The following is a 25,647-nucleotide window of genomic DNA, read 5'->3' as shown; positions in this document are numbered from 1 at the left end:
ATTTTATTCTTGAATATATAATTGATTAATTATATACTTATATTCGTTAGGATAGAGAGGATTGATATTTACATGACAACACGAATATATGAAATGTCTGATGTATTTAAGCTGCTTGGGGATAAAACGAGATTGAGTATCATCTCTTTGTTGAAAGGACAGTCTGAATTATGCGTTTGTGAAATCGTGGATTATCTGCAAACGACACAGCCTAATGTAAGTCAGCATCTAAGAAAGTTAAAGGCAGCAGGTATGGTAAGCGAAACTAGAAGAGGTCAATGGATTTACTATGCTCTTACCTTGGAAGACAAACCATATATGCAAGCAGTATTAGAGCATCTTCCTTCATTAAAGCAAGAAACAACATGTTGCAATGTGACTGTAGAAGATAAGTAAGGAGAGATTAAGACATGGAGAACATTCAGAAAGATACAATCCGCAACAATGTACGTGGTCGCTATAAGCAAGTAGCTATCAAAGAGATTGCGATTAAATCAAGCTGTTGTGGCTCAAGTGAACCCGTGGACTTTGATGAGATGTCAGCCAAAATGGGCTATTCTACTGAGGAACTAGCTTCTGTGCCGCAAGGAGCGAACTTAGGACTCGGGTGTGGTAATCCGCAAGCTATCGCAGCACTTAAGCCTGGAGAAGTTGTTCTCGACTTAGGCAGCGGTGCAGGCTTTGACTGCTTTTTAGCGTCACGCCAAGTCGGACCAGAAGGTCTCATAATCGGGGTTGATATGACGCCTGAAATGGTCACTAAAGCTCGTCAGAATTCATCTAAAGGGCAATTTACCAATACCGACTTCCGTCTCGGAGAAATCGAGCATTTGCCTGTGGCGAATGATACCGTTGATGTGATTATGTCAAACTGTGTTATTAACTTATCTCCGGATAAACAGCAGGTATTTCAAGAAGCATATCGTGTCTTGAAGTCAGGCGGTCGACTTGCGATTTCTGACGTGGTCATGACAGCGGAGATGCCACCTGAGATTCGTGCAGACATCGATGCTACATATTCCGGATGCATTTCAGGAGCGTCTTCGATAGAGGAACTTGAAAGCTTGCTACAGAAAGCAGGCTTCAATGATATAAGCATCACGGCAAAAGATGAATCCAAGCTCTATATTAGAGAGTGGCTTCCTGGAGCAGATATTGATCAATTTATCGTTTCCGCAATCATTCAAGCGAAAAAGTAAGGTTGAATACACAACAAAAGGGGCCTGAAAAGGCTCCTTTTGTTTACTTTGATTAAGCGAAATATTTACGTTTCATCCACAGTGCAACATTCACTAAGCCAATCATAACGGGGACTTCTACGAGCGGTCCGATGACAGCAGCAAATGCAGCACCTGAGTGGATGCCGAAGACGCCAACAGCAACCGCAATAGCCAATTCAAAGTTGTTGCTTCCTGCGGTAAACGCTAATGATGTGCTGACCTCGTAACTGGCTCCAGCACGTTTTGACAAAAAGAATGAAGCAAAGAACATGACCACAAAGTAAATCAATAATGGAATGGCGATACGGACGACATCCATTGGCAGCTCCAAAATCTTATCGCCTTTAATCGAGAACATGATGACAATGGTGAACAATAAGGCGATTAAGGTTAGAGGACTGATTTTCGGAATAAACGTCTTCTCGTACCAATCGCGGCCCTTGCGCTTGACCAATAAAAATCGGGTTAGGAATCCAGCTAAAAAAGGTATACCCAGATAAATCAATACGCTTTCGGCAATCTGTCCCATGGAAATATCTACGACCATGCCTTCTAAGCCAAACCATTTTGGAAGAACAGTAACAAACACATAAGTGAATACCGAGTAGAACAGGATCTGAAAAATGGAGTTGAAAGCAACAAGACCCGCAGTGTATTCGCTGTCTCCTTTCGCAAGATCGTTCCATACGATGACCATTGCGATACAACGTGCAAGTCCAATCATGATAAGTCCGACCATATAGTCGGGGTAATCGCTCAAGAAAACAATCGCGAGGATAAACATTAGTACAGGACCGATCACCCAGTTTTGCACCAGGGAGAGCAGAAGTACCTTCCAATCTTTGAACACTCGCCACATCTCTTCATACCGCACCTTAGCAAGTGGCGGATACATCATGATGATCAGTCCAGCCGCAATGGGTATGGAAGTCGTACCAATTTGGAACTTATTCAATCCTTCCGTAAATTGCGGCGATACGTAGCCGATGCCGATCCCGAGCAGCATAGCGGCAAATATCCAAATGGTTAAATATCGATCGAGGAAGGAGAGACGCTTCGTAACTTTATCCACCTGTATTCATCTCCTCAATGTTTACTTGCCTGTATCGGCAAACAGCTTAATTCTTGCCCCAATTTCATCACGAACGCGTTGGAAAAATGCCCATTTTTCTTCTTCCGTTCCTTCAGCCTTAGCTGGATCGTCAAACCCCCAATGGACGCGTTCTTTATTATGTGGCGTTGCTGGACAAACGTCATTTGCGTGTCCGCAGAGTGTTATAACGAGGTCTGCTCGTTGCAATAGCTGAGAATCGATCACATCTGAAGTATGATTCGAAATATCGATGCCAATCTCTTTCATCGCTTCGATCGCTTTCGGATTAACTCCGTGAGCTTCAATGCCAGCAGAGTAAACATCCCATTCATTGCTTAAGTATAGTTTGGCAAAGCCATCTGCCATTTGGCTTCGGCAAGAGTTGCCTGTGCAGAGAAAGTAAATAATCTTTTTGTTTGGATTCATCTTGATGACCACCTTTATATGAATTTATGAACACGTGGTGCACTTGTTTTTTTGATAGGCTTCTACAACTTGGCTTTGAGAGGGAAGAGCTTGAACGATCCCTGTTAAATAGGGCTCCAAGTCGCTATTGAGGCGTACATGTACCCAAGTGCCCTCTTTACGCTCTGTGATGATATTGGCCTGCTTAAGTTTCTTTAAATGCTGGCTAATAGCAGGCTGTGACAATCCCAGCAGTGCTACCAAATCGCATACACACAGTTCCTGTACGCTTAAAAATGCGACTATGGTCAAACGGGTAGGATCTCCAATTACTTTTAATTTGGAAGAGAGATGAAGGATAGAGTCTGACATATATTCACCGCCACTTATATTATTGTCAACTTATATTAGCATTCGCTTATGTTTGTTTCAAGCCCAAATCTAATTCAGGTCGAAGTATGAGACGGTAAGATCTTTTAGTTCCTTAATTTCAAAAGAAAGAAAACCGATAAAATATCTATACGAAATGGGAGTATCTGGACTGTTCAAAATTAGAGGAGATGATTGTTCGATGGTTTCAAGATTAAACGGGAGAGATACCTGGTCAAGGTGGCTGGTCAAAACGTTAATTCTCTGCATTCTGTTTAGCGGTGCATCAGGCGTTCTGACAGCAAACTCATTCGTTGCCTATGCTGATTCAAGTTTATCATCGTATACCAAGGACCAATTGGATGCGCTGCAGTTTCTTAATGAAGTCCGATTCAAGTCTGGACTCCAGCCTTTAACGTTGGATCCTCATGTTACGCAAGCGGCTGTAGCCCACGCTACATATTATAATCAGAATAGAGAGGAAAAGGTTTCACTCAAGGCACATACGGAGGAGCCAGGAAAGCCAGGCTTTACAGGCAGCAGCGTGTCAGACCGTATTAAAGCCGCCGGATATAGTTATAAGACCCGGTATGGTGGTGCAGCAGGCGAGGTGATGGGCTTTCAAAAGAAGACCAGCACGGATGCCATGAAGGAATGGCTGAACACCGCTTACCATCGCAGAATTATTATGGATCCCCAGTACCAGGTAATCGGCATCGGCTTGGTTGACGGCACTGCTGTTGTTAATGTGGTAGGCGAGTTTCTAAACATCTCTCCGACCGCAACCGGCCTTTCGGTCTATCCTTATGATGGAATGACTGGCTCAGGGGTTGGATTTTATGGGCATGAAATTCCGAATCCTCTGCAGCAGTTTGGGATCGATTACTCGGGTGTGATAATCTCTGCCACGGCGGATGAGAATGTTGCTTCGTACCAGGCTGTTATTACGGATGAAAAGGGGAATGTTGTTCCCTACTACCATGAGCTAAGCCACAGCAGAACGATTTTTCTCTATCCAAAAGAAATATTGCAGGGCTATCACACCTATACCGTTTCTGTGGAAGCTGTACTTACTGGCTCCGGTAAAAAGCTGAACCGAACCTGGTCGTTTACAACCGGGAAGGGACGCGAGCTGCAATCGACCTATGCGCTTTATCCGGAGCTTGTGATCAACACCGGAAGCCCTGAACAGCTCGTCATTCATGGCCGTTACGATGACAGGACGACTCAAGTCAACCCGCCCGGTCTTGTATTTTCAAGCAGCAAAGATGCTGGCCTGACCATCACATCCGGTGGGGTGGTAACCGGAAATAAAGCGGGTAGCTATACCGTTACAGTACGTACAAGCAGTGGGTATAACACCGATATCAAGGTCACTGTTCTGGACAAGCTTAAGACCAAAAAATACCCTGCTTCCAATTCAGCAGCGTTTGTTGATATTAAGGGACATGAACAACAGACATCGATCGAATGGGCGCTGAATACCGGAGTAATGTCCGGTTATGCCGACGGGACCTTCAAGCCTGACAAGACGGTTAGCGAGGCGGAGTTTTGGATCATGTTCCTGAAAATGCTAAACATCCATTATGACGCCTACAAGCCTGCTAAAGCCACGCACTGGGCCGAAGGAGCCTACCAGATCGCCAAGAGCCGAAATATCCCTCTAGCTGGGGTCAGCGATGTAAAAAACCGGAGCCAAGCCATGACACGTGAGAAGGCAGCGGATATCATCACCGCGGCAGACGGAAAAAATTTCACCGAAACGGTGCAGTACGTGCTCGCCATGGACTATGTCCGTGGAGTTACTTCGAGATCTATTCAGGGCTTTGAAGCGTATAAAAAGATGACCCGCGCGGACGCAGCCGCGATGCTGCACTATCTCCAGCCCAAGCTCAAGGAGATAAAAGGTCGACCTCAGTCCATAACGCCGGATGAGGCGCTGCCTAAGATGCCTATTAATGAATATTATAAAAAGCCTGACAAGCTGGAAGACCGATCGATTACCGCAGAGTATACATCTGAAGGGATCTTGATAGTGGATGGGAAATTTCAGAACATTGCCGGGGAAACCCATACCTTGCTGGTGCAAAAAAAGAATCCTGAAACCGGAAAGGTAGAAGCGCTTCATGAGTTCGAGGTCACGGCGGACGAGCAAGGAAACTTCACATTCAAGGCGCCAACTTCTTATGATGAAGATGCTCTGGTCCTTTTCCTGAAGGTTATGAAAATAAACACCTACTATAACATCAATGTAACTCGGGGAACGATAAATTCGGAGACTTATTCAAAAACATAATATTCTAAAAAAATTATCTAAGCTGCATTCCTTTCCCGGTACGTATATCCGGGGAAGGATTTTTTGCGTTTTTATTAACGAAAAGGAATTAGGACATACTGCGTTGGCGTTATGATAAACAATGTTGTATAACGTACAACATTTTGCCGATTCATTCCAATTCATCTTGCTAGATCAGTTATGGGCTTGGCGTATGGAGGTAACATTTAGTAAAATATACTCATTGGATTCTAGGGCAGATGACCGAAATATTAATTTGAGGGAGGCATCTTCCGCATGCAAATCGAAAAGAGAGAAGAGATCCTAAAGCTGGTTGAGAGAATCTCTCCTGGTGCAAGAGACTTTGTGGAAATCGCGATGAACAATAACGAGCTGATCATATATCACTTCGAAGAATCTGCGGAAAATAACGGTGTATTTTGCGTGGCTAGCAACAATGAGTGTAATATTGCTTATGTTTCATTTACTAATGATTTAGATGATAAAACTTTAATGGGGTTAATCTATCAAAAGATCCAGCCTTATATTGTGAGTGGAGATAAAGAGCTATGTTTTAATATTTATGGGAGAAATACAAATGTAATAGAGTTTGTTAGAAAAATGGGCTTTAAACTGGACATAGAGGGGTACCATCTATTTTACGCTAAAGAGGATATTCCAGTCGCCCCAAAGACTGAATTCATCGAGAAGAACTTTGAGGATTGGATGCTAGGGGATTTCATTACATTATTCGAACAAGGCTATTACCAACTAAATAAGGAAAATGGTTGGCAAACCGATTGGCATTCGAAGGATTCCGAGACTTTCCGATCGATGCTACATAGTAGAACTCTAGAGGATGAGTGTCGCTCCTTCTGGATCGAGAACAGATTGGTAGGGGCCTATATTATTGCTGGGAACTATATCCGTGATCTTGTTATTTCACCAGAGTTTCAAAACCGAGGGTATGGAAATGCAGTATTAGCTCTCTGTATAAGACATTTGATTAAACAGAAAGAAATAAAGAAAGTCTGCCTGCGAGTTGCAAAATCAAATTCCGGAGCCATCAGATTTTACAAGAAAAATGGCTTCGAGGAATTGTCTTGTTTTTCTGAACATACCTTTATAGCTCAATAAACGACAAGCAAAGGCTGCCTGCAGATCGATCTGGCAGCCTTTGTGCTAAGGTAACGGGTAGGTGATGTTAGAAGTTAGCAAACAACGGCCCGTTTAGTTATAATCATAATTTATATGAACCTACTAGGTTTCTCTTCTCAATTGAACAGAATATGAGGTGTTGGCATGGAAATCAAATTAATCGACCGTATCAAGGGCGGAATGTACGGAGTTGCTGTAGGCGACGCTCTTGGCGGTACAACAGAGTTTATGAGCATGCGGGAGATTGAAGCGAAGTACGGCTACTTGACAGAAATCATCGGTGGCGGGGTGTGGAACCTGGAACCGGGAGAAGTGACCGACGATACGATGATGACGCTTTGTGTTGCGGAAGGGATACTCGAAAATCCTGCGGAGCCGATGGAGGCGATCGGGCGTTTTTTTATGGAATGGTACCAATCGCGACCCAAAGACATAGGGAACATCATCCGTCATGTTTTTAAAAAATACGAGGGAGACTGGTTCGAAACGGCCCTTCTTGCACACATGGATATGGGGCAAAGCGCCGGGAATGGATCCCTCATGCGATGCCTGCCAGCGGCACTGGCGTACAAGGACCCGGCGGACATTGACCGAGTGACGGTCATACAGTCACGGATGACGCATTATGATCCAAGGTGCGCCGAAGTCTGCGTCATATACAACCGAATAGCTCATCGCCTTCTACAGGGCGAAAACTTAAAAGCAGCCATCATGGCCGAGGTGGCGGGAAGTGAATACGAAGGCAACATTGAAGCGCAGCCGGATTGTGCGCCGAGCGGTTTTGTGGTGCATACCTTTCGGTGGGTACTACATATATTGCTCCATTCTTCAGATTTTGAAGGAGTCGTGCAGCAGGCGGCAAACTTAGGAGGAGATTCCGATACGATCGGCGCTATCTCCGGCGGGTTGGCAGGTATCTACTACGGCTATGAGGGCATTCCAGCCCGATATGCGGAGGCGATCCTAATCAAAGAGAGACTCGACCGAATGGTTTCGCAGCTGTATGCATTGAAAACTTCATGAGGAAGTGGCACCATAGTAGAGTTTAGATTATCAAATTTAAATTTATGGACATACCCTTAATATTCGAGAATAGCTTTTGCATCACCTCTCTGGTTAAAACAATAACAGGTACAAGTTCGGGCTGCCGACTGTCTAAGCACGATGAATGGTGCAATGTGAATATAAGTTGAAATTGACACTTTCGGAAGGATGTTAGTTATGAGCGAGTCTAATCAAGAATATATCGTAATCTCGGCTGCAAGGGAAAACAATCTCAAGAATGTATCCTTGCGTATTCCCAAGCGGAAGATTACGATCTTCACCGGGGTATCCGGATCCGGCAAGTCATCGATCGTCTTCGATACGATCGCTGCAGAATCAACGCGTTTGCTGAATGAGAACTTCAGCATGTTCGTACGTACTTTCCTGCCGCACTATCCGCAGCCAGATGCGGACGCGATCGAGAACCTGAGCATGGCCGTAATTGTGGATCAAAAGAGGCTGGGTGGTGGATCCCATTCCACCATGGGCACGATCACCGATATTTCTCCCATTCTCCGCCTTCTCTTCTCACGAGTGGGTCAGCCTCATGTTGGAGGAGTGAATATGTTCTCGTTCAACGATCCGCAAGGGATGTGTCCTGAATGTAACGGAATTGGCCGCAAATTAGGCGTTGACATGAGCAAGGCGGTGGACATGTCAAAGTCGTTGAATGAAGGGGCCATTATGCTGCCAGGTTATTCGGTGAACGACTGGGAATGGAACATGCTCGTGCAGTCTGGGTCCTACGATCTTGACAAGAAGTTAAGCGATTATTCGGATGAGGACCTTGAGCAGCTGCTGTACGGCAAGGCAAGGAAAGTGAAGATGGATTTCGCCGGTAAGGCAACGAATATTACAGTGGAAGGCGCCATGGAGAAGTTCACTAACAAATACATTAAGCAGGATGTGAAGACGAAGTCCGAGCGCACACAAAAATCGGTTGCACCATACATCACCGAGTGCACGTGCCCAAGTTGCCAGGGTGCGAGACTGAGTCAAGCCACACTCAGCTGCAAAGTCAATGGACTCAACATTGCGGAACTGTCCTCCATGGAGGTCAGCCAGCTTATTCGCGTCATTCAAGAGATTGACGATCCTGCCGCCGCGCCGGTCGTTAAGTCGCTGACGGAGCGTTTGCAGCATCTGGTGGATATCGGACTTGACTACTTGACGCTGGATCGTGAGACGGACACATTGTCCGGCGGCGAGTCGCAGCGCGTCAAGATGGTGAAGCACCTGAGCGGCAGTCTGGTGGATGTCACTTATATCTTCGATGAGCCCAGCGTTGGCTTGCATCCCCGTGACGTACACCGGTTAAATGAATTGCTGCAGAAGCTGCGCGACAAGGGCAATACGGTGATTGTCGTCGAGCATGATCCCGATGTGATCAAGGTGGCGGATCATGTTGTCGATGTCGGGCCATACGCCGGCAGCCGCGGAGGGACCATCGTATATGAAGGAAGCTACCATGGTTTGCTGGACTCAGGCACATTGACTGGTAACTATATGAAACGGCCACTCCAGCTGAAGCACGATTGCAGGCAGCCATCCGGTAAACTGACCGTCAAGGATGCCACACTGCACAACCTGCTGAACGTGAGTGTAGATATACCAACCGGAGTGCTGTCAGTCATTACGGGTGTCGCCGGCTCGGGCAAGAGTACGCTGATTAACGAAGTATTCCTCAGCCAGCATCCGGATGCGATCGTTATCGACCAGTCGGCGGTAGGCGTGTCAACACGCTCAAATTCTGCGACCTACACGGGTATTATGGATGATGTGCGCAAAGCGTTTGCTTCAGCGAACAAGGTCAATCAAGGCTTGTTCAGCTTCAACTCCAAGGGGGCTTGTGAGAACTGCCAAGGGCTGGGTGTTGTGTATACGGACCTTGCATTCCTCGACAGCGTGAAGCTGCCATGCGAAGTATGCGAAGGAAGACGCTTCAAGGAAGAGGTACTCGAGTACAAGTTGAATGGCAAGTCAATTGCAGAAGTACTAGAGATGACAGTGGAGCAGGCATTGGACTTTTTCCAGCTAAAAGAGGTCGTGCGCAAGCTCCAGGCGATGAGTGATGTGGGGCTGAACTATATTACACTTGGTCAGCCACTCAGTACGCTCTCAGGCGGCGAATGCCAGCGCCTCAAGCTAGCAAGCGAGCTGCATAAGCAAGGCAGTATATACGTGATGGACGAACCGACGACCGGCCTTCATATGTCAGATATCGGTCACCTTCTAGGGATCATGAACCGCCTCGTGGATACCGGTAATACGGTGATCGTCATCGAGCACAACCTCGATGTGATCAGCCAAGCGGATTGGATCATCGATATGGGACCTGACGGAGGCAGCAAGGGCGGCCAGGTGGTATTCGAGGGGACACCCCAGCAGATCATCCACGCGGAGCAGTCGATCACAGGAAGATACTTGATACAATAATCAAAGATTAAACTAACATATACTCAGGGCTGCCAGCAGAATTGGCAGCCTTTTGCTTTAGTAACTATGGTCCCTAATGAAGACAAGCCCGCTAATAAACAGGAATAGTCTTTCAGTGCCGCACGGCTTCGAATCGAGAAGCAGATGTAGAGGAGATCAACCGTAAAACAAGCGTGCACTTCTTGTGCTAATGAAGCATATCTTATCCCGGAAATGCTTCAAGATACGGAGGGTTATTGATGAAAAGTAAAGTAGTTGGAACGATTGCTGCATTAATTGCCGTTTCCTTGCTGGTTGGGTGTAATGATGCAATAAAAACGGAAGCCACAGATTTGAAAATAGAGGGGCACTGGAAGCTTGAAGCCGGTTCCCAATCGTCGGCTTGTTTTTCCGAGATGAAATTTCTTGAAAATCCTACTTCAAATAGGGACCCCTTATCCGTTCATGAAACGATAGGTAACCACACCAAATCATGGATAGGGGAATACGAGAAGAAAGGAAACGATATTTGGGTTATTTTGCACGAGCCCAAAGCGGAGCCTTTCATTATGTCCGCAGACCGCAGCGGAGACGAATTAGAGCTTCGATACGAATGGAAATCGGCAGATTTAGTCTGCACTTATCAGTCTGATTAACAGCTATATTCTCGGAACCTCGGTTATCAATTGTGAGCAACTATTAATGGGAAATCAAAAGGCGGAGACGACCCGGATTTGTTAACGGGTTTTGTCTCCTTTTTCGTATTCATTTCCGCTCATAGTTCCGAAGTTTCCCGGATTTTTATCGACATAATCATCAAGATTTGAGACCAGAGCCTTTTGCCACATTATGTAAGAGTGTCTATAATTCTAATATCCCGCGAGAAATAGGTTGCGTTGCGGGTTGTTACTCTATAAACCTCCGCTTTGATCGATCGGTAACCATGGTTTTCATGATTTCATATATACTCATGGCCGGACCGGCGTCAAGGGAGACGTCTCGCTCGCACAAGGCCGGCTTTTAAAGGAGGCGACCGTGATGAAACCGATCTGGTCCATTCGAACCGGAATTCGGGATTTCCTTGAGGCCATTTATCGAACTTGCCAATCATGGATTGAGAACTATCCGTTTCTTAAAACGGCGTATACGATTTTTTCCTGGATTTCGTTAATCATGTTTGTTTTAAGCTTGTTTTTCATTAAAGAATCGCGTACTATGATGGTTCAATATTTATGGTCGTTTTATGTGCTGCTGCAGTTTTGGTTTCTGTGCCGAAGCAAAACGATGCCGTGGAAACAGGTCGTTCTGTTCGTTCTGGCAGGCGTTTTCCTTGTCGTACCTTTAACGACACTTACGGTTAATTCTTTCCACGTCCTTTTCGGCGGAAAAACTTCCGACACTTGGTCCGTTGCCGTGATTACGCCAATTTTCGAAGAATTGTGGAAGCTCCTTCCGCTAGGCATTTTTCTGTTGTTCTCACGTCGAGCTTCTGCCTTGAGTTTAAGTGACTACACGCTCATCGGCGCGGCAACCGGCATCGGCTTCCAACTGATGGAGGAGTTGTCCCGAAGGTGGCAGAGTTCCGGCGCGTTCGGCTACGGCTTTACATGGCTGGGCGGCGAAACGATCCATTGGGACTTTTTCTCGCTATTTCCCGGGCGTTTTGAAGAAAGTCTGTTCCCGACGCTAATGACCGTCGGTCATCCCGTACATACCGCCATGATCGCGCTTGCATGCGGAATTGCCTATCGGCTGCGTACAAGACTGACGAAATGGGTTTTTCTCTTCCCGGCAATCATTCTCCTTTGGTCCATCCTGGATCACGCGGCTTATAACGGTCAGCATCGGCTGCCTGATTGGGTGTTCTGGCTTCATGATTGGACCGGCAGCGGTTACAAAACTCAGCCGGTCTTTATGTTAATGCTGGCCGCATCGATTTTTGCCGATTACTGGTCGCTGAACAAAATACGAAACCGCCTTCCGTCGCTGCCGAACGAGCCGCTACTTAATCCGTTTACCGAGCTGTGGAATATGACCCGCTCTTTTTGTCTGGATCGGGGGAAATTCATATATTGGCTAGGCTTTTACCGGGAGCGCAGGGAGCTTGGATTTCATTTGCTTTATGGAAATGAAGAAGCGGCCGGTAGACAGGAATCTATCGATGCTCGGGTAAAATCTCTTTGCCGGGCGTTAACCGGATTCGCTATAATTCTGCTCGTGGCCGGTCTGTTCATAAGCATTGGGGCACAGACGAGTGGAGGAGAACCGGCATGTTTCGCCTGCATGTTTGACTCGCTGCAAAATTGGTGGGATCGGCTGGATTGGTATGAACAGGTCGCGATCCTGCTCGGAGCTCTTGCCTTGTCACTGCTGTTCGTCGGATTCTGGCCGGCTTTTGGCTACGTAATGACGGGGATGGGAATCGCCGGGAGCGGGCATGAGATTGCCGGCTATATCCGCAATCCGAAGAAGCTGTTAACTCCCGAAAAAGCGCTTTCCTTCGCTATAGGCACTGTACTAAACCGAATCCCATTCGGTAAAGCGCTAAGCTGGCTGGGAATGAAAGGAAGCCGCTATGTGCGCAAGCTTCTGGATAAGCTCGGTTCCCGGAAGCCGGATATCGACGTCCCGGTTCATCCGAAGCCTCCGAAAAATGACGGCAACAGTCCGGGCAAGCACACGGACGATCCCAAGAAGTCGGATAACGATACGCCGAATAAGGATAAAGCCGATGAGGAGACGGGTGATGGTGGTAATGACGTTATTCCGAAAACAGTAATTAGTCCAGAAATGGAAGCAAAGATATTAGAAGGACAACGGAAGATTCCAAAAAATGAATTAATAGGAGGACATTCACCAAACATTAACAATGCTAACGATAATTTCGCAGTTGAAGTATTATCTACTAACGCTGATGGTACAAAAAATGTAGCTTTTACAAAGCAGTACCCTGACGGAAATATGTCCAAACTAAAAAAGAGTACATTATTTCCAGATTCTTGGAGTGATGAACAAATTATCAAGAGCATAACTGATGCTGGTAATACTCCTGCTATTGCTTCAAGAATAAGGGATAGAGCAACTTGGCATAGGGCTACTATAAATGGTGTGGAAATTGATGTAATCAAAGTTGGTGATGATGTAACAAGCAGTTATCCAACAGGCACGATAAACGCGTCTCGCCCAGCAGGTTTTTAATTTAAAATTATGTGGAGGCTTCAAAATGTACAAAGAACTAGATAACCTTTTATCTGCTGATACAACAGTAGATTCTTGGTACGATGATGGTTGTGTCATTGCAAATGAGATACTTTCAGAGTTTAGTCCAAGTGATTGGGACGAATTATCTAATCGAGTGCTTAGTAAACCAATAGATTGGCAGAGGAAATTAGCATATTGTTTGGATAATGAGTGTAATGTACATGAACTTAATATTTTATTATCATTGCTCGGTACTAATGATGAGGAATTATTCGAGATATGCATTGATACACTAAGAAGTTTTACAGATCAAGAAAGTAAAAAAATGATATTAGATAACCCAAAGATACTTCAACGTGTAAACGACTTATTACACACTGCTAGCGTACCAGTAAAGAAAATGCTCCAAGATTTCCTTTCAAAAATCCATTTGTGATTTTGTGTATTAATCAATAACACATATAACCCATGTAATACCCGTATAAAGATTTCACCACTTTATTTGTATGCACATCAAATGCTTTAATTTTATAACCTAAATAACGCTATGCCGATACATCAAACAGGTCGATTATGGTCAGTTACCACCATGATTGACTTGTTTTTTTATTATCTTCGTTTTCTTGCGTTACAATAAAGGAAATTTCATTAGAAAATAAACTATTAAAGAGTATCCGTCACATTAATCTATATGTTATTAAAAAATTCGCGAGGGTTATACATCTGTCAATTCACATTTATCCATATGATCACTTTGGTCTTCAATTGTTGTTACCGAGGAAAGTACTTTCGCAAAAATGTAATAAACGTTACACCTCTATAAATAAAATCAATGATAGACTTTCAGTAAGAAATGACGGAGGGAATGAGCGCCATTGATGTCAACGTTCCTGAAGACAAAAACATTCGTTAAATTCATGGTGAAGAACGGAATATTGACCCTAAGCACAACTTTGATCATCGTATTTGCGATTCGTGCCATCCTACATGAGAAGAGTCGAAGCTGGCTGGATTATGTTCCGGTTTTTTTATTTGTACTAATGATCACCACATTATTTTTCTTTATTATTTATTGGCAGAGTCACAAACTACGTTCTGAACAAGAATTGCTCTCGAATGTGTTCAAGCATAGTCCCGATGGGATTCTGGTGCTGGATCATGCGTTGAACATCGTGCGAATGAATCCCATCGCAGGTCAGATGATGAAAATGGACAATGAATCGGTTACGCTGAATTTCTGCAATCTTTGTTCGAATTATCCAGGGTTGAACAAGCTGTGTTCCTATCAAAATTGTTTTATAACTAAGCCTAGCCCACAGGCTGTAGAGTTGCAGTTGACGACGCCAAGCGGATTGATTAAATCCATGAATGTAAGTGTATCGCAATATAAGGATCCGATGTATGGTCTGTTGAACATTCTTCGTGTGCAGGAAGTAGAGGAACAGCGTCAGGAAGAACAGCATCAGATTGCTAAAATGATTACCCACTCGATTCTGTCCGCACAAGAAAATGAACGTAAACGCATCTCGCGTGAGCTGCATGACGGAATAGGTCAGTCGTTATATAGTATTTTGATTCAAACGGAAGTATTGAAAGCTTCAATTGAGTCGGAAGAGCATACTCCAACAGACGAGCCAATGCAAGCCTTGCAGGAATCCATTCGCTATACCATCGAAGATATTCGTGATTTATCCGTAGAATTGCGTCCTTCTGCGCTTGATGATATTGGACTCGTGGCCGCGCTCCGCAACTATGTTCGGCTATATGGGCAGAAATTCGGGATTCAGGTGTTGTTCACGATTGAAGGAGACAGCGGGCGATTGCCGGCGGCTCATGAAATTGCTTTATACCGCATCGTTCAAGAGGCGCTCACAAATGCAGCGAAATATTCGCAGACCGAAGTGGTCGATGTCAGGTTAAAGCTGCTGCCGACACTCGCAGAGCTGCATATTCGCGATTATGGGATAGGCTTTGTGATTACAACCGAACTACGTCAAGGCGTTGGACTCTATAGTATGGAGGAGCGCGTGAATATCCTTGGCGGGGAATTCGACATGCAATCGACAACTGGAAAAGGGACAGCGATACATGTCAAGGTGCCAATTGGCGATCAGCATGCCAGATAAACGGGAGGATGTACATACGATGGATATCAAAGTGTTAATTGTCGATGATCATGCCGTTGTTCGAAGTGGGCTTCGTGCAGTTCTGGATACGAAACCGGGGATAAAGGTCGTGGGAGAAGCGGCGGATGGCATATCGTGCATGAAGATAGCCTTAGAATTGCATCCTGACCTTGTACTCATGGATTTGAGCATGCCGAATGGTCGAGATGGTCTGTTTACGACAAGCGAGCTGCTGCAATCGATGCCGGAGGTCAAGGTCATTATTCTTACGATGCACGACGATGAGCAATATCTATTTCGTGCACTGAAGGCAGGAGCGTCAGGCTATATACTCAAGTCAGCGCCTATCTCGGAGCTCGTGACCGCCATTATGCAAGTCCATCAGGGACTTGTCTATTTGCATCCGACAGCAACGAAGAAAGTGATCGAAGGATACTTGCAAGGTCTGACAAGGGAGACGAAAGACACGTTCGAGGCGTTAACTGAACGAGAGAAAGAGATTTTGACGCTTGTCGCGAAGGGGTATACGAATAAAGAAGCCGCTGAGCTGCTATCGATCAGCGTCAAGACGATAGAGAACCATAAGGCCAATATCATGGAAAAGCTCCAGTTGAATAATCGTCGCGAATTGATGAAATTCGCTTATAGAAGGGGGTTGCTCGACTTTGATTAACGAAAGTGACCAACCGCTGACGATCCAGCAAGGAATTCAGTTGGAGTTGCAGCAGCTGAAGTCAGACATGGCGCTCGATTTCGTCGCCGTTGCACTTGCTGATGCGAATTATCGGGATATTTATTGGAAAATTGCGCTTGGTGCTAAATCGGAGCGATACAAAAAAATTACGGTGCGAATGGGCAGCGGGATGGCAGGAAAGGTATTGCAAGCCAGACGACCTCATGTGATCACTTCTTTCCCTGAAGAAGTGCAGGATGAGGTGTTGGAGTATCCTATTTTCCTCGTGGAATCGTTACGGTCTGGCATGGGAGTATCGGTAGACTCGGGCCGGATCGAGCAGAAGCAATCTTACGGTGTTCTGCTGGTAGGTCAGCGGGAGGAGCGGGTGTTCAGCGAACAAGAGATTGAAGATGTAGAGCGATCTGCTGCAAATCTCGCTGAATTATATGACAGCATCACGATCCATCCTCTATCAGATGATATGCACGGCAAGGTACAGATAGCTCAAGCTAGCCCGCTCCTACAGCGATTACGGGATTATCGTTCGGAAGGCGTCACCTGCGAACTATTAGATCAGCGTATTATGCGATTGTCGCATGAGAGGCAAGAGCAGATCACGACGATCCTCGAACTGCTCGTACGCCACTGCATCCATACTAATTCCACGGCTAAGATTGTGTTAGGACAAAACGATGCGGGACATACCTTGGTCGAATATGAATGCGAAGGGGAATGCCATTTATCCCGAGAAATGTTTAATCCCGTTAAAGATCAACTGTTAGCATTAAAATGCGATTTGGAAATCATGATGGAAGAACGACGTCAGTCGGTGCGATTTACCGTACCCACGCGATTATTATTAGACGAGTTGAACTGGAACTAAATAGCACAGATCCGAGATGGGGAATTTCCTAGAAAGCAAATGAGGGAATTCCCCAATTTTTTTCATGACTAACTCCACGGATAATGAATCATAGGTAGTCGATTTCACGAGGAGGAATGGGCATGAAACCATCCAAAGCGATATTACCCTTGCAAACCTTGAGTCTGATTCTCGGATTTGCAGTATGGGGCATCTTATCATCATTAATTGTATTCATCAAAGACGGTATTCCATTAACACCGGGGCAATTATCGTTAGTCACGGCTGTACCTGTCGTACTTGGCTCGATCTTGCGGATCCCATTCGGATATTGGACCAATAAATACGGGGCGCGCAACATGTTCTTGATTAGCTTCGTGTTGCTGCTCGCACCCGTATTCTACATCAGTCAAGCCAAGAGCTTCCTCGATCTGATTATAGGCGGGTTGTTCTTAGGGATCTCGGGTGCGACATTCTCCGTAGGGGTTACCTCCTTGCCGAAATATTACTCCAAAGAAAAACATGGGTTCGTTAACGGAATTTACGGGCTTGGGAATTTGGGTTCGGCGTTGAGTACATTCTTCGCCCCGGTATTGGCGACGCAGATCGGATGGCGTTCGACGGTTCAAGTCTATTTAATTCTGCTCGCGATCTTTGCCCTTGCGAACTTCTTCATCGGGGATCGGAAGGAAACGAAGCTTAATGTCGCGTTGGTGGAACAAATTAATGGCATCTACAAGAATGAAAAGTTGTGGCTGATTTGTTTCTTCTATTTCATTACGTTCGGGGCATTTGTGGCATTCACCGTCTTCTTGCCCAATCATCTTGTGAATAACTTCGGTATCAGTAAAGTCGATGCAGGCTTGCGTACCGCTGGATTCGTTACCCTCGCGACCTTTATGCGGCCGGTGGGAGGATGGCTCGGGGATAAATTCAACCCATTCAAAATATTGCTGTTCGTGTTCAGTGGACTCACAATCGGTGGCATTATGCTCGCTTTCTCTCCTTCGATTCCGCTCTTTACCGTAGGTTGTTTGTTGATCGGTCTATGCGCGGGACTAGGTAACGGTACGATCTTTAAATTGGTTCCGCTCTACTTCGCGAAGCAATCCGGGATTGCGAACGGCTTGATATCTGCGCTTGGAGGATTAGGCGGATTCTTCCCGCCGCTCATGTTGTCCTTACTGCTCGCGATGACAGGTCATTATGCGATCGGATTCATGGCGTTAGCGATGGTCGCGTTGTGCAGCGTACTTCTCGTTCTCTACATGTATTGGCAGGACCGCGTGAAATTAGCGGAACAAATTGTACAGAGCACTTCGCAAGCGGTATTGGTCACCAATCCCCAAGGGCTGATTCTAACCGTGAATCCGGCGTTCACAGAAATTACAGGCTATACCGGTGAGGCCGCTATTGGACAGAAGCCAGGCTTCTTGAAATCCGGAAAGCATGATCAAACGTTCTATGAAGCAATGTGGAAGCAGCTCAAAGCAAAACACGCGTGGTCGGGCAACATCTGGAACAAAAAACAAAATGGCGAACTGTATTTGCAGCATCTAACGATTAACGGGATTCAAAATGATGTTGGAGAAACGAATTATTATGTCGGCGTGTTCAGTGAAATCGACCCTGTGGACATTCAGAACCAATCACGTAAAGTCGCAACGAGTATTAAATCATAGTAGGAGGTACTTCCATGAACGGTAGAAAAGAATTGAAGACCTTCATACGCAAAGCCATCAGCGTTCATGAGGCAACGCGTCTCGTTCTGGATTGTGTGCGTGTAATGCCAACGGAAAAAGTACCGATTATGCAAAGTATCGGTAGAGTTTTGGCTGTGGAGCTTGTTGCGCCACAGCCAATGCCGCATTTTCGCCGTTCGGGGATGGATGGTTTCGCGGTTATGGCTGCAGATACGAGGCAAGCGTCGATGGGTATACCCGTTTCACTGCATATCATCGACAACGTTCCTGCAGGCAAGGTATCGAAGAAGACATTACAGGCTGGTCAATGCATTCGGATCATGACAGGGGCAGCGGTACCAGAAGGCGCGGATGCGGTGATCAAATACGAGATGACAGCGGAAGACATCGCACCGGACGGCACGGGACTTTGCAAGGTGAAGGGGGCCGTGGCCGTAGGGGAGAATGTGTCTCCGATTGGAATTGAGATCTCCGAGAATGAGACCGTATTACGTTCGGGTGTACAGATCGGTGCCGGCGAAATTGCGCTGCTGGCGATGTTTGGCATCCATACGGTACAAGTCTATCAACAGCCTCGAGTTGCGATTCTTTCTACCGGTGCGGAGCTGCTGCGTGTGGAAGATGCCTTAGGGCCTGGGCGTGTTCGAAATAGCAACGCGTATATGTTAGCTGCAGCCATTACGGCGTTCGGCGGCATTCCCGTCGTGATGGATCAAGTGCCAGACGATGCAGATATTGCGAAGCAATTGATCCGCGAGGCAATCCCTGAACATGACGTTGTTGTTACGACGGGCGGTGTATCTGTCGGGGATCACGACATTCTGTATGATGTGACGCAGGAATGGGATGGCGAATTGGTATTCAACAAGGTGATGATGCGTCCAGGAAGTCCGACAACGTTCGGGATGTGGCAAGGGAAGCCGATATTCGCATTGTCTGGCAACCCCGCTGCATGTTATGTCGGCAGCAGATTGTTCCTTCGACCTGCACTCCAAGGCATGATTGGCGCAGACCGCGTCCCTGAACCCCGAGTGATGGCGACATTGACCGTGGATTATGTGAAGTCGGATCGCTTTACACGTTTTATCCGAGGGCGCATGTCCGAACAAGCAGGCAAGCTAACGGCAGCACCCGTAGGCTATGATATGTCGAGTGTGACCGTATCCTTACGGGATGCAAATTGCTTGATTTGTTTGCCAGGTTCTCCAAAAGGTTATCAGGCGGGGTCACTTGTCGAGATTATTCCTTTAAAGGGTTTCTATGAATAAAGGAGCGAAGAGGCATGAGCATTCCATCTGGCGATGACTTCATTGTACCCGTAGTTCCCGTCCTGCAAATTGTCGGTTACAAAAACAGCGGCAAAACAACGCTTGCTTGCAAGCTTATCGCGGAGCTGACTGCCCAAGGGCTTCGAGTCGGCTCGGCCAAGCATGATGCGCACGAATTCCGCTTAGATGACCCGGAGACGGATAGTGAGAAGCATTTGTCTCATGGCGCGATAGAAACGGTCTTAACTTCATCGACGGCTACCCGCTCCATGCGGAAAAGCCCGACTTCGCTTGACGAAATTGCGCAGCAGTTCGTTGGCAAGGTAGATATACTCATCGCTGAAGGCTTCAAATCGGCACGATACCCGAAGATCGCACTGATTCATCATGTCGACGAGATGCACGATTTGCTCGCCCAAGCAGCAGATATCCGCCTTTTGATCAGTTGGGAGGAGCCAATAGGCCTCCAATCCCCGCCAATCCTGTTGATTAAGGATCAAACCTCTTTCCTTAAGGAAGCTGTTTCCCTCGCGCGATCCCTCTTGTAGTCCATTTCAATCATCGATATCGGGGAATCCCTACCGTGGAATGAGGGAGTTCCCCTCTCTTATCAACAAGCTCCAGCCTCTACAATGAAAGTATCATAAGGCGCAAGGAGCTGAAACGATGAACAAGTCCAACCCGCTTATACAAAAGCTGAAGTTTTTCCGCAAACGCGAGACGAATGCGGAAGGGTGGAGCGAAGAATCCACAGCTGATCGTTCTTGGGAGAATATGTACCGGAATCGTTGGCAGCACGACAAAGTTATTCGTTCAACACATGGTGTGAATTGCACAGGTTCATGCAGTTGGAAAATATTCGTGAAAGACGGAATCGTCACGTGGGAGACGCAGCAGACGGATTACCCGACGACAGGACCTGACATGCCGGAATTCGAGCCGCGCGGCTGTCCGCGCGGAGCCAGCTTTTCCTGGTATCTCTACAGTCCGCTTCGTGTGAAATATCCCTATATTCGTGGCAAGCTGCTAAATCTATGGCGCGAAGCGAAGAGCAAGCATTCTGATCCCGTTGCGGCGTGGAAATCGATTGTTCAGGATGACGCCAAAAAACTAATGTATAAATCGGCTCGCGGGAAAGGCGGCATGGTTCGGGCGTCGTGGGATGAAGTATCCGAGATTATCTCCGCCTCCATGATCCATACCATCAAGCAATATGGTCCGGACCGCGTGATCGGGTTTTCCCCCATTCCGGCGATGTCGATGGTAAGTTATGCGGCAGGATCACGGTTCCTATCCCTCATCGGCTCACCGCTGCTCAGCTTCTACGACTGGTATGCGGATTTACCGCCGGCCTCCCCGCAAATCTGGGGGGATCAGACGGATGTTCCGGAGAGCAGCGACTGGTACAACTCGAGCTACTTGCTCGTCTGGGGCTCGAATCTACCGTTGACAAGAACGCCGGACGCGCATTTCATGACGGAAGCTCGTTACCGCGGAACTAAAGTCGTATCGATCAGTCCAGACTACGCGGAATTCGTGAAGTTTGCTGACAAATGGCTGCCAGCGAAGCAAGGGACGGATGGCGCACTCGCCATGGCAATGGGGCATGTCATTCTGAACGAATTTTATGTGAAACAAAGAACGTCGTATTTTGAAAATTATTCAAAGAAATATACTGATTTCCCGTTCCTTGTGCTGCTCCAAGAGCAAGATGGCGCATTCACGGCGGAACGGTTCCTCACGGCGAACGATCTCGGGATCGAGACGAATAACAAGGAATGGAAAACGGTTCTCATCGATGAGATCTCGGGTGAGCTTCGTATTCCAAATGGCACGATCGGCTCACGATGGGGCGAAGAGGGAAAATGGAATCTAGAACCAATCGATACGTTAACAGGTGAAGAGATTTCACCGCAGCTAGGATTGCGGGAATCTGCTGAAGGTCAACTCGAGATCAAGCTTCCTTATTTCGCAGACGAAGGAAAATGCGCGATTTCTCGACTAATCCCGTACCGTACGATTACGGATGCAGATGGATCGGAATATCGCGTCACTAGCGTGTTCGATCTCATGCTCGCTCAATATGGCGTCGATTCGACCCGTGGAAGCGACTACGATGACGCGAACACCGCATACACGCCTGCGTGGCAAGAGCAAATTACCGGCGTCGATCGCGCATCCGTCATTCAGATTGCGAGAGAGTTCGCGCAGAATGCGGTAGATAGCGAAGGCCGTTCGATGATCATCGTCGGTGCAGGGATCAACCACTGGTACAACTCGGATACGATTTATCGCAGTGTGCTGAACCTGGTCTTAATGACAGGCTGCCAAGGGGTAAATGGCGGCGGGTGGGCGCATTATGTCGGACAAGAGAAATTGCGTCCTGCGGAAGGTTGGGCGAGTGTGGCCTTTGCAAGAGACTGGACGATGCCTCCGCGGCAGCAGAATGGGACATCCTTTTTCTATTTTGCAACGAATCAATGGAGGTTCGAATCCAATCCCGTGGATGGACATACGTCAGCTTTAGTCGATAAAGCGCGTTATGCGCATTATGCCGATTACAACGTCATGGCTGCGCGTTTAGGCTGGCTGCCTTCTTATCCGCAGTTTAATGTGAATTCCATTGACCTAGCGAACGAAGCAGCCGCGCAAGGACATGATACCCCCGAGGCGATTGCGGGCTATGTTGCCAACCGGCTCAAGAATCGAGAATTGCAGTTTGCGATCGAAGATCCCGATGCCGAGATGAATCATCCGAAAGTGATGTTCGTCTGGCGTGCGAATTTGATTTCAAGCTCCGGTAAAGGGCATGAGTATTTCTTGAAATACCTGCTCGGTGCGCATAACGGTCTATTAAATGATGACTCGGAGACGATACGCCCCAAGGAAATGAAATGGCATGAGCAGGCGGCTGAAGGTAAGCTCGATCTCATGGTGAATATCGATTTCCGGATGTCCGGAACCGCCGTGTATTCCGATATCGTCCTGCCCGCGGCAACCTGGTATGAGAAAAGTGATCTCTCGTCGACCGATATGCATCCCTTCATTCATCCATTCAATCCGGCGGTGCCGCCATTATGGGAATCGAAGTCGGATTGGGAGACGTTCAAGACGATTGCGAAGACTTTCACAGATATGGCAGCAACGCAATTTGATGCGCCGCAACGCGACATTGTCGCTGTACCGCTACAGCATGATACCCCCGATGAGCTAGCGCAGCCTTTCGGCAAGATTCTCGACTGGAGCAAAGGTGAGATCGAGGCGATTCCAGGCAAGACGATGCCGAAGTTCATGGTCGTGGAGCGGGATTATACCACGGTGTATAAGAAGATGACATCGCTTGGACCGAATATTAAAGATAAGCCGTACGGCATCAAAGGAATGAACTGGTCTGCGGCAGACGAATACGAATTGATGAAAAAAGTGAATGGGGTTGTCGATGAACCCGGGATCAGCGAAGGGTGTCCGAAGCTCGTTACAGATCGGCACATGTCGGAAGCGATTCTCACATTGTCTTCCACGAGTAACGGGAAAATGGCCGTCAAAGCGTGGGAAGCACTAGAGAAGAAGACTGCGCTTCAATTGAAGGATTTGGCGGAGGATCGTATCGAAGAACGATTCACTTTCAACGAGATTACGACACAACCGAAGACGGTAATAACTTCACCTGCATTCAGTGGTTCGGAGCAGCATGGACGCCGTTATTCTCCATTTACGACAAATGTGGAACGATTGATTCCGTATCGCACGCTGACTGGACGTCAGCATTACTTCCTGGATCATGAGCTACTGACCGAATTTGGCGAGAATATGGCAATCTACAAACCGACGATGAAGCACGCTCCGTTCCATACGAACAAGAAGCGTCCGGCAACGAAAGGGAAGGAAATCGTCCTGAACTTCATGACTCCGCATAGCAAATGGTCAATTCACAGTATGTATTTTGACTCCCTGCCGATGCTTACGCTGTTCCGCGGCGGACCAACCGTCTGGATCAACAAAGACGATGCCGCTGATGCGGACGTCACGGATAACGATTGGATCGAATGCTTCAATCAGAATGGCGCCGTCGTTGCACGTGCGGTGGTAACCCACCGGATGCCGCGCGGCATGGCCTACATGCACCATGCACAGGATCGGACGATCAACGTGCCTGCGACCGATGTGACAACGACGCGCGGCGGAACGCATAACAGCCCGACAAGGATTCATGTGAAGCCAACGCATATGATCGGCGGGTATGCGCAGCTGAGCTACGGATTCAACTACTACGGACCAACTGGGAATCAGCGAGACCTGTACGTCGTGATCCGCAAACTTGAGGAGGTGAATTGGCTTGAAGATTAAAGCGCAAATCGGGATGGTCATGAACTTGGATAAATGCATTGGATGCCATACTTGCTCTGTTACATGTAAGAACACATGGACGAACCGTAAAGGCGCGGAATATATGTGGTTCAATAATGTCGAGACCAAGCCAGGCATCGGGTATCCCAAGCAGTGGGAGGATCAAGACAAATATAAAGGCGGTTGGGTGCTCAAGAACGGCAAGCTGGAGCTTCGCTCCGGCAGCCGTGTCAACCGATTGAAGAATATATTTCATAATCCTGATCAACCAACGATCGATGATTACTACGAGCCGTGGGATTATGATTACGAGAAGCTTCAACAAAGTCCGGAGCGCAAGCATCAGCCTGTGGCTCGTCCGAAATCCCAGATTACAGGCAAGTATATGAATTTGGAGTGGGGACCGAACTGGGAAGACGATCTTGCGGGTGTACATAAATCCGGTTATCGCGATCCGAATATGGCGGGTATCGAAGAAGCGGTTCGGATGGAATTCGAGCAAGTGTTCATGATGTATTTGCCACGAATATGTGAGCATTGCATCAATCCGTCCTGTGTATCCAGCTGTCCATCAGGCGCGATGTATAAGCGTGAAGAGGACGGGATTGTGCTCGTCGATCAGAACGCATGCCGATCCTGGCGGTTCTGCGTATCGAGCTGTCCGTACAAGAAAGTCTACTTCAACTGGCAGACGAACAAAGCGGAGAAATGTACTCTATGTTTCCCGAGAATCGAGCAAGGATTGCCAACGATTTGTTCGGAAACATGCGTAGGTCGAATCCGATACCTTGGCGTTATGTTCTATGATGCAGATCGTGTGGAAGCAGCGGCTTCCGTCACAGACGAGCAAAAGCTCTACGAGTCGCAACTAGACATTTTCCTCGATCCGAATGATCCCGAAGTGATTGCCGCAGCACGTGCAGCGAATATTCCTGAAGATTGGATCGAGCATGCACAGCGTTCGCCGATCTATAAAATGGCGGTCGATTGGAAAATCGCGCTCCCTCTTCATCCGGAGTATCGGACATTGCCTATGGTCTGGTATGTTCCGCCGCTGAGCCCGATCACGAACATGGTAGAAGGCAAAGGGGCGACTGCGTCACCAGATGATATTTTCCCAGCGATTGACGATATGCGAATTCCCGTACAATACCTCGCGAATCTACTCTCAGCTGGAGATACCGAAGTCATCACCCATGTGCTGAAGAAGATGGCTGTCATGCGTTCGCATATGCGTTCGCTTAACCTGAAGAAGGCACCTGACCTTGCTATGCTGGAACAGTTCGGGATGACGGCCAAAGACACGGAAGAAATGTACCGCCTATTGGCCATAGCGAAGTATGAAGACCGCTTTGTCATCCCGGCAGCGCATCGCGAGGAATTCGCGGATCTCTATTCGGAGCAAGGCGCTTGCGGATTTACGAATATGATGGGTGGCCCAGGACCCTGCGGCGGTTAAGCCTGCTATTCATCACATAAGGAGGG

At 47.2% G+C, this 25,647-nt stretch carries 20 protein-coding genes; 17 read left to right on the top strand and 3 right to left on the bottom strand.

All coding sequences use genetic code 11. The annotated features are described in order from the left end of the window. Window positions 1-72: 72 nt before the first annotated feature. Together AC3WTP_RS11300 and AC3WTP_RS11295 are read left to right on the top strand one after the other, a co-directional pair. On the top strand, window positions 73-396 hold the full coding sequence (locus tag AC3WTP_RS11300) for an ArsR/SmtB family transcription factor (protein WP_492394705.1): 324 nt from the start codon (window positions 73-75) through the stop codon (window positions 394-396). Window positions 397-410: 14 nt separating this feature from the next. Then, window positions 411-1,199, top strand: coding sequence for an arsenite methyltransferase (locus tag AC3WTP_RS11295; RefSeq protein ID WP_492394704.1), 789 nt, complete (start codon window positions 411-413; stop codon window positions 1,197-1,199). Between the two features lie 52 nt (window positions 1,200-1,251). Here the strand turns inward: AC3WTP_RS11295 and arsB are convergent, their stop codons facing one another. From arsB to AC3WTP_RS11280, 3 genes are read right to left on the bottom strand one after another with little or no spacing between them, the layout of a single operon-like run. Beyond that, window positions 1,252-2,292 carry an ACR3 family arsenite efflux transporter gene (gene arsB / locus AC3WTP_RS11290; RefSeq protein ID WP_492394703.1) on the bottom strand — a complete coding sequence of 347 codons (1,041 nt, stop codon included), beginning with the start codon at window positions 2,290-2,292 and terminating at the stop codon, window positions 1,252-1,254. A gap of 21 nt (window positions 2,293-2,313) precedes the next feature. Then, window positions 2,314-2,739, bottom strand: a complete 426-nt coding sequence (gene arsC, locus AC3WTP_RS11285) for an arsenate reductase (thioredoxin) (RefSeq protein ID WP_492394702.1) — start codon at window positions 2,737-2,739, stop codon at window positions 2,314-2,316. A 24-nt stretch (window positions 2,740-2,763) separates the two neighbouring features. Beyond that, window positions 2,764-3,090, bottom strand: coding sequence for an ArsR/SmtB family transcription factor (locus AC3WTP_RS11280; protein ID WP_492394701.1), 327 nt, complete (start codon window positions 3,088-3,090; stop codon window positions 2,764-2,766). Between the two features lie 199 nt (window positions 3,091-3,289). On the opposite strand from AC3WTP_RS11280, the gene AC3WTP_RS11275 reads away from it, so the two are divergent. The 15 genes from AC3WTP_RS11275 (at window position 3,290) to narH (ending at window position 25,621) form a co-directional block, all read left to right on the top strand. Then, complete coding sequence (locus tag AC3WTP_RS11275) at window positions 3,290-5,383, top strand: CAP and S-layer homology domain-containing protein (RefSeq protein WP_492394700.1); 2,094 nt, start codon at window positions 3,290-3,292, stop codon at window positions 5,381-5,383. Window positions 5,384-5,659: 276 nt separating this feature from the next. After that, entirely contained in the window at window positions 5,660-6,499 is an 840-nt protein-coding gene (locus AC3WTP_RS11270; protein ID WP_492394699.1) for a GNAT family N-acetyltransferase, read from the top strand. A 165-nt stretch (window positions 6,500-6,664) separates the two neighbouring features. After that, window positions 6,665-7,543 (top strand): ADP-ribosylglycohydrolase family protein, encoded by an 879-nt coding sequence (locus AC3WTP_RS11265; RefSeq protein ID WP_492394698.1) that lies wholly within the window; start codon window positions 6,665-6,667, stop codon window positions 7,541-7,543. Window positions 7,544-7,741: 198 nt separating this feature from the next. Then, window positions 7,742-10,000, top strand: a complete 2,259-nt coding sequence (locus AC3WTP_RS11260; RefSeq protein ID WP_492394697.1) for an ATP-binding cassette domain-containing protein — start codon at window positions 7,742-7,744, stop codon at window positions 9,998-10,000. Between the two features lie 239 nt (window positions 10,001-10,239). Then, entirely contained in the window at window positions 10,240-10,635 is a 396-nt protein-coding gene (locus AC3WTP_RS11255; protein WP_492394696.1) for a hypothetical protein, read from the top strand. A 382-nt stretch (window positions 10,636-11,017) separates the two neighbouring features. Next, window positions 11,018-13,177, top strand: coding sequence for an EndoU domain-containing protein (locus AC3WTP_RS11250; RefSeq protein WP_492394695.1), 2,160 nt, complete (start codon window positions 11,018-11,020; stop codon window positions 13,175-13,177). A gap of 25 nt (window positions 13,178-13,202) precedes the next feature. Then, window positions 13,203-13,616, top strand: coding sequence for a hypothetical protein (locus AC3WTP_RS11245; RefSeq protein ID WP_492394694.1), 414 nt, complete (start codon window positions 13,203-13,205; stop codon window positions 13,614-13,616). Between the two features lie 442 nt (window positions 13,617-14,058). After that, window positions 14,059-15,306: a sensor histidine kinase gene (locus tag AC3WTP_RS11240; protein ID WP_492394721.1), complete on the top strand. Its 1,248-nt coding sequence runs from the start codon at window positions 14,059-14,061 to the stop codon at window positions 15,304-15,306. Window positions 15,307-15,325: 19 nt separating this feature from the next. Beyond that, a complete protein-coding gene (locus tag AC3WTP_RS11235; RefSeq protein ID WP_492394693.1) occupies window positions 15,326-15,979 on the top strand; it encodes a response regulator in 654 nt (217 codons plus the stop codon). Continuing rightward, complete coding sequence (locus tag AC3WTP_RS11230; RefSeq protein WP_492394692.1) at window positions 15,972-16,865, top strand: hypothetical protein; 894 nt, start codon at window positions 15,972-15,974, stop codon at window positions 16,863-16,865. The genes AC3WTP_RS11235 and AC3WTP_RS11230 overlap by 8 nt, the downstream gene beginning before the upstream one ends. Window positions 16,866-16,987: 122 nt before the next feature. Further along, the gene (locus AC3WTP_RS11225) at window positions 16,988-18,526 is read left to right on the top strand and encodes a nitrate/nitrite transporter (protein WP_492394691.1); all 1,539 of its coding nucleotides are present in this window, start codon (window positions 16,988-16,990) and stop codon (window positions 18,524-18,526) included. 14 nt (window positions 18,527-18,540) lie between these two features. Next, complete coding sequence (locus tag AC3WTP_RS11220) at window positions 18,541-19,815, top strand: molybdopterin molybdotransferase MoeA (protein WP_492394690.1); 1,275 nt, start codon at window positions 18,541-18,543, stop codon at window positions 19,813-19,815. Window positions 19,816-19,829: 14 nt separating this feature from the next. Continuing rightward, on the top strand, window positions 19,830-20,363 hold the full coding sequence (mobB, locus tag AC3WTP_RS11215; protein ID WP_492394689.1) for a molybdopterin-guanine dinucleotide biosynthesis protein B: 534 nt from the start codon (window positions 19,830-19,832) through the stop codon (window positions 20,361-20,363). A gap of 118 nt (window positions 20,364-20,481) precedes the next feature. After that, on the top strand, window positions 20,482-24,162 hold the full coding sequence (locus AC3WTP_RS11210) for a nitrate reductase subunit alpha (RefSeq protein ID WP_492394688.1): 3,681 nt from the start codon (window positions 20,482-20,484) through the stop codon (window positions 24,160-24,162). Continuing rightward, a complete protein-coding gene (narH, locus tag AC3WTP_RS11205; RefSeq protein WP_492394687.1) occupies window positions 24,152-25,621 on the top strand; it encodes a nitrate reductase subunit beta in 1,470 nt (489 codons plus the stop codon). Before AC3WTP_RS11210 ends, narH begins: the two co-directional genes overlap by 11 nt. Window positions 25,622-25,647: the final 26 nt, after the last annotated feature.

It is taken from the genome of Paenibacillus sp. EB106-04-04-XG159 (genome assembly GCF_058791835.1).
The sequence above is the reverse complement of the archived record's forward strand: the minus strand, read 5'-3'. Positions and strand labels throughout refer to the sequence as shown.

Excerpts from the sequence above, each read along its gene's own strand:
- AC3WTP_RS11300 (WP_492394705.1), top strand. The coding sequence starts at position 73 with ATGACAACACGAATATATGAAATGTCTGATGTATTTAAGCTGCTTGGG.
- AC3WTP_RS11295 (WP_492394704.1), top strand. The coding sequence starts at position 411 with ATGGAGAACATTCAGAAAGATACAATCCGCAACAATGTACGTGGTCGC.
- arsC (WP_492394702.1), bottom strand. The coding sequence starts at position 2,739 with ATGAATCCAAACAAAAAGATTATTTACTTTCTCTGCACAGGCAACTCT.
- AC3WTP_RS11280 (WP_492394701.1), bottom strand. The coding sequence starts at position 3,090 with ATGTCAGACTCTATCCTTCATCTCTCTTCCAAATTAAAAGTAATTGGA.
- AC3WTP_RS11275 (WP_492394700.1), top strand. The coding sequence starts at position 3,290 with ATGGTTTCAAGATTAAACGGGAGAGATACCTGGTCAAGGTGGCTGGTC.
- AC3WTP_RS11270 (WP_492394699.1), top strand. The coding sequence starts at position 5,660 with ATGCAAATCGAAAAGAGAGAAGAGATCCTAAAGCTGGTTGAGAGAATC.
- AC3WTP_RS11265 (WP_492394698.1), top strand. The coding sequence starts at position 6,665 with ATGGAAATCAAATTAATCGACCGTATCAAGGGCGGAATGTACGGAGTT.
- AC3WTP_RS11260 (WP_492394697.1), top strand. The coding sequence starts at position 7,742 with ATGAGCGAGTCTAATCAAGAATATATCGTAATCTCGGCTGCAAGGGAA.
- AC3WTP_RS11255 (WP_492394696.1), top strand. The coding sequence starts at position 10,240 with ATGAAAAGTAAAGTAGTTGGAACGATTGCTGCATTAATTGCCGTTTCC.
- AC3WTP_RS11250 (WP_492394695.1), top strand. The coding sequence starts at position 11,018 with ATGAAACCGATCTGGTCCATTCGAACCGGAATTCGGGATTTCCTTGAG.
- AC3WTP_RS11245 (WP_492394694.1), top strand. The coding sequence starts at position 13,203 with ATGTACAAAGAACTAGATAACCTTTTATCTGCTGATACAACAGTAGAT.
- AC3WTP_RS11240 (WP_492394721.1), top strand. The coding sequence starts at position 14,059 with ATGTCAACGTTCCTGAAGACAAAAACATTCGTTAAATTCATGGTGAAG.
- AC3WTP_RS11235 (WP_492394693.1), top strand. The coding sequence starts at position 15,326 with ATGGATATCAAAGTGTTAATTGTCGATGATCATGCCGTTGTTCGAAGT.
- AC3WTP_RS11225 (WP_492394691.1), top strand. The coding sequence starts at position 16,988 with ATGAAACCATCCAAAGCGATATTACCCTTGCAAACCTTGAGTCTGATT.
- AC3WTP_RS11220 (WP_492394690.1), top strand. The coding sequence starts at position 18,541 with ATGAACGGTAGAAAAGAATTGAAGACCTTCATACGCAAAGCCATCAGC.
- mobB (WP_492394689.1), top strand. The coding sequence starts at position 19,830 with ATGAGCATTCCATCTGGCGATGACTTCATTGTACCCGTAGTTCCCGTC.
- AC3WTP_RS11210 (WP_492394688.1), top strand. The coding sequence starts at position 20,482 with ATGAACAAGTCCAACCCGCTTATACAAAAGCTGAAGTTTTTCCGCAAA.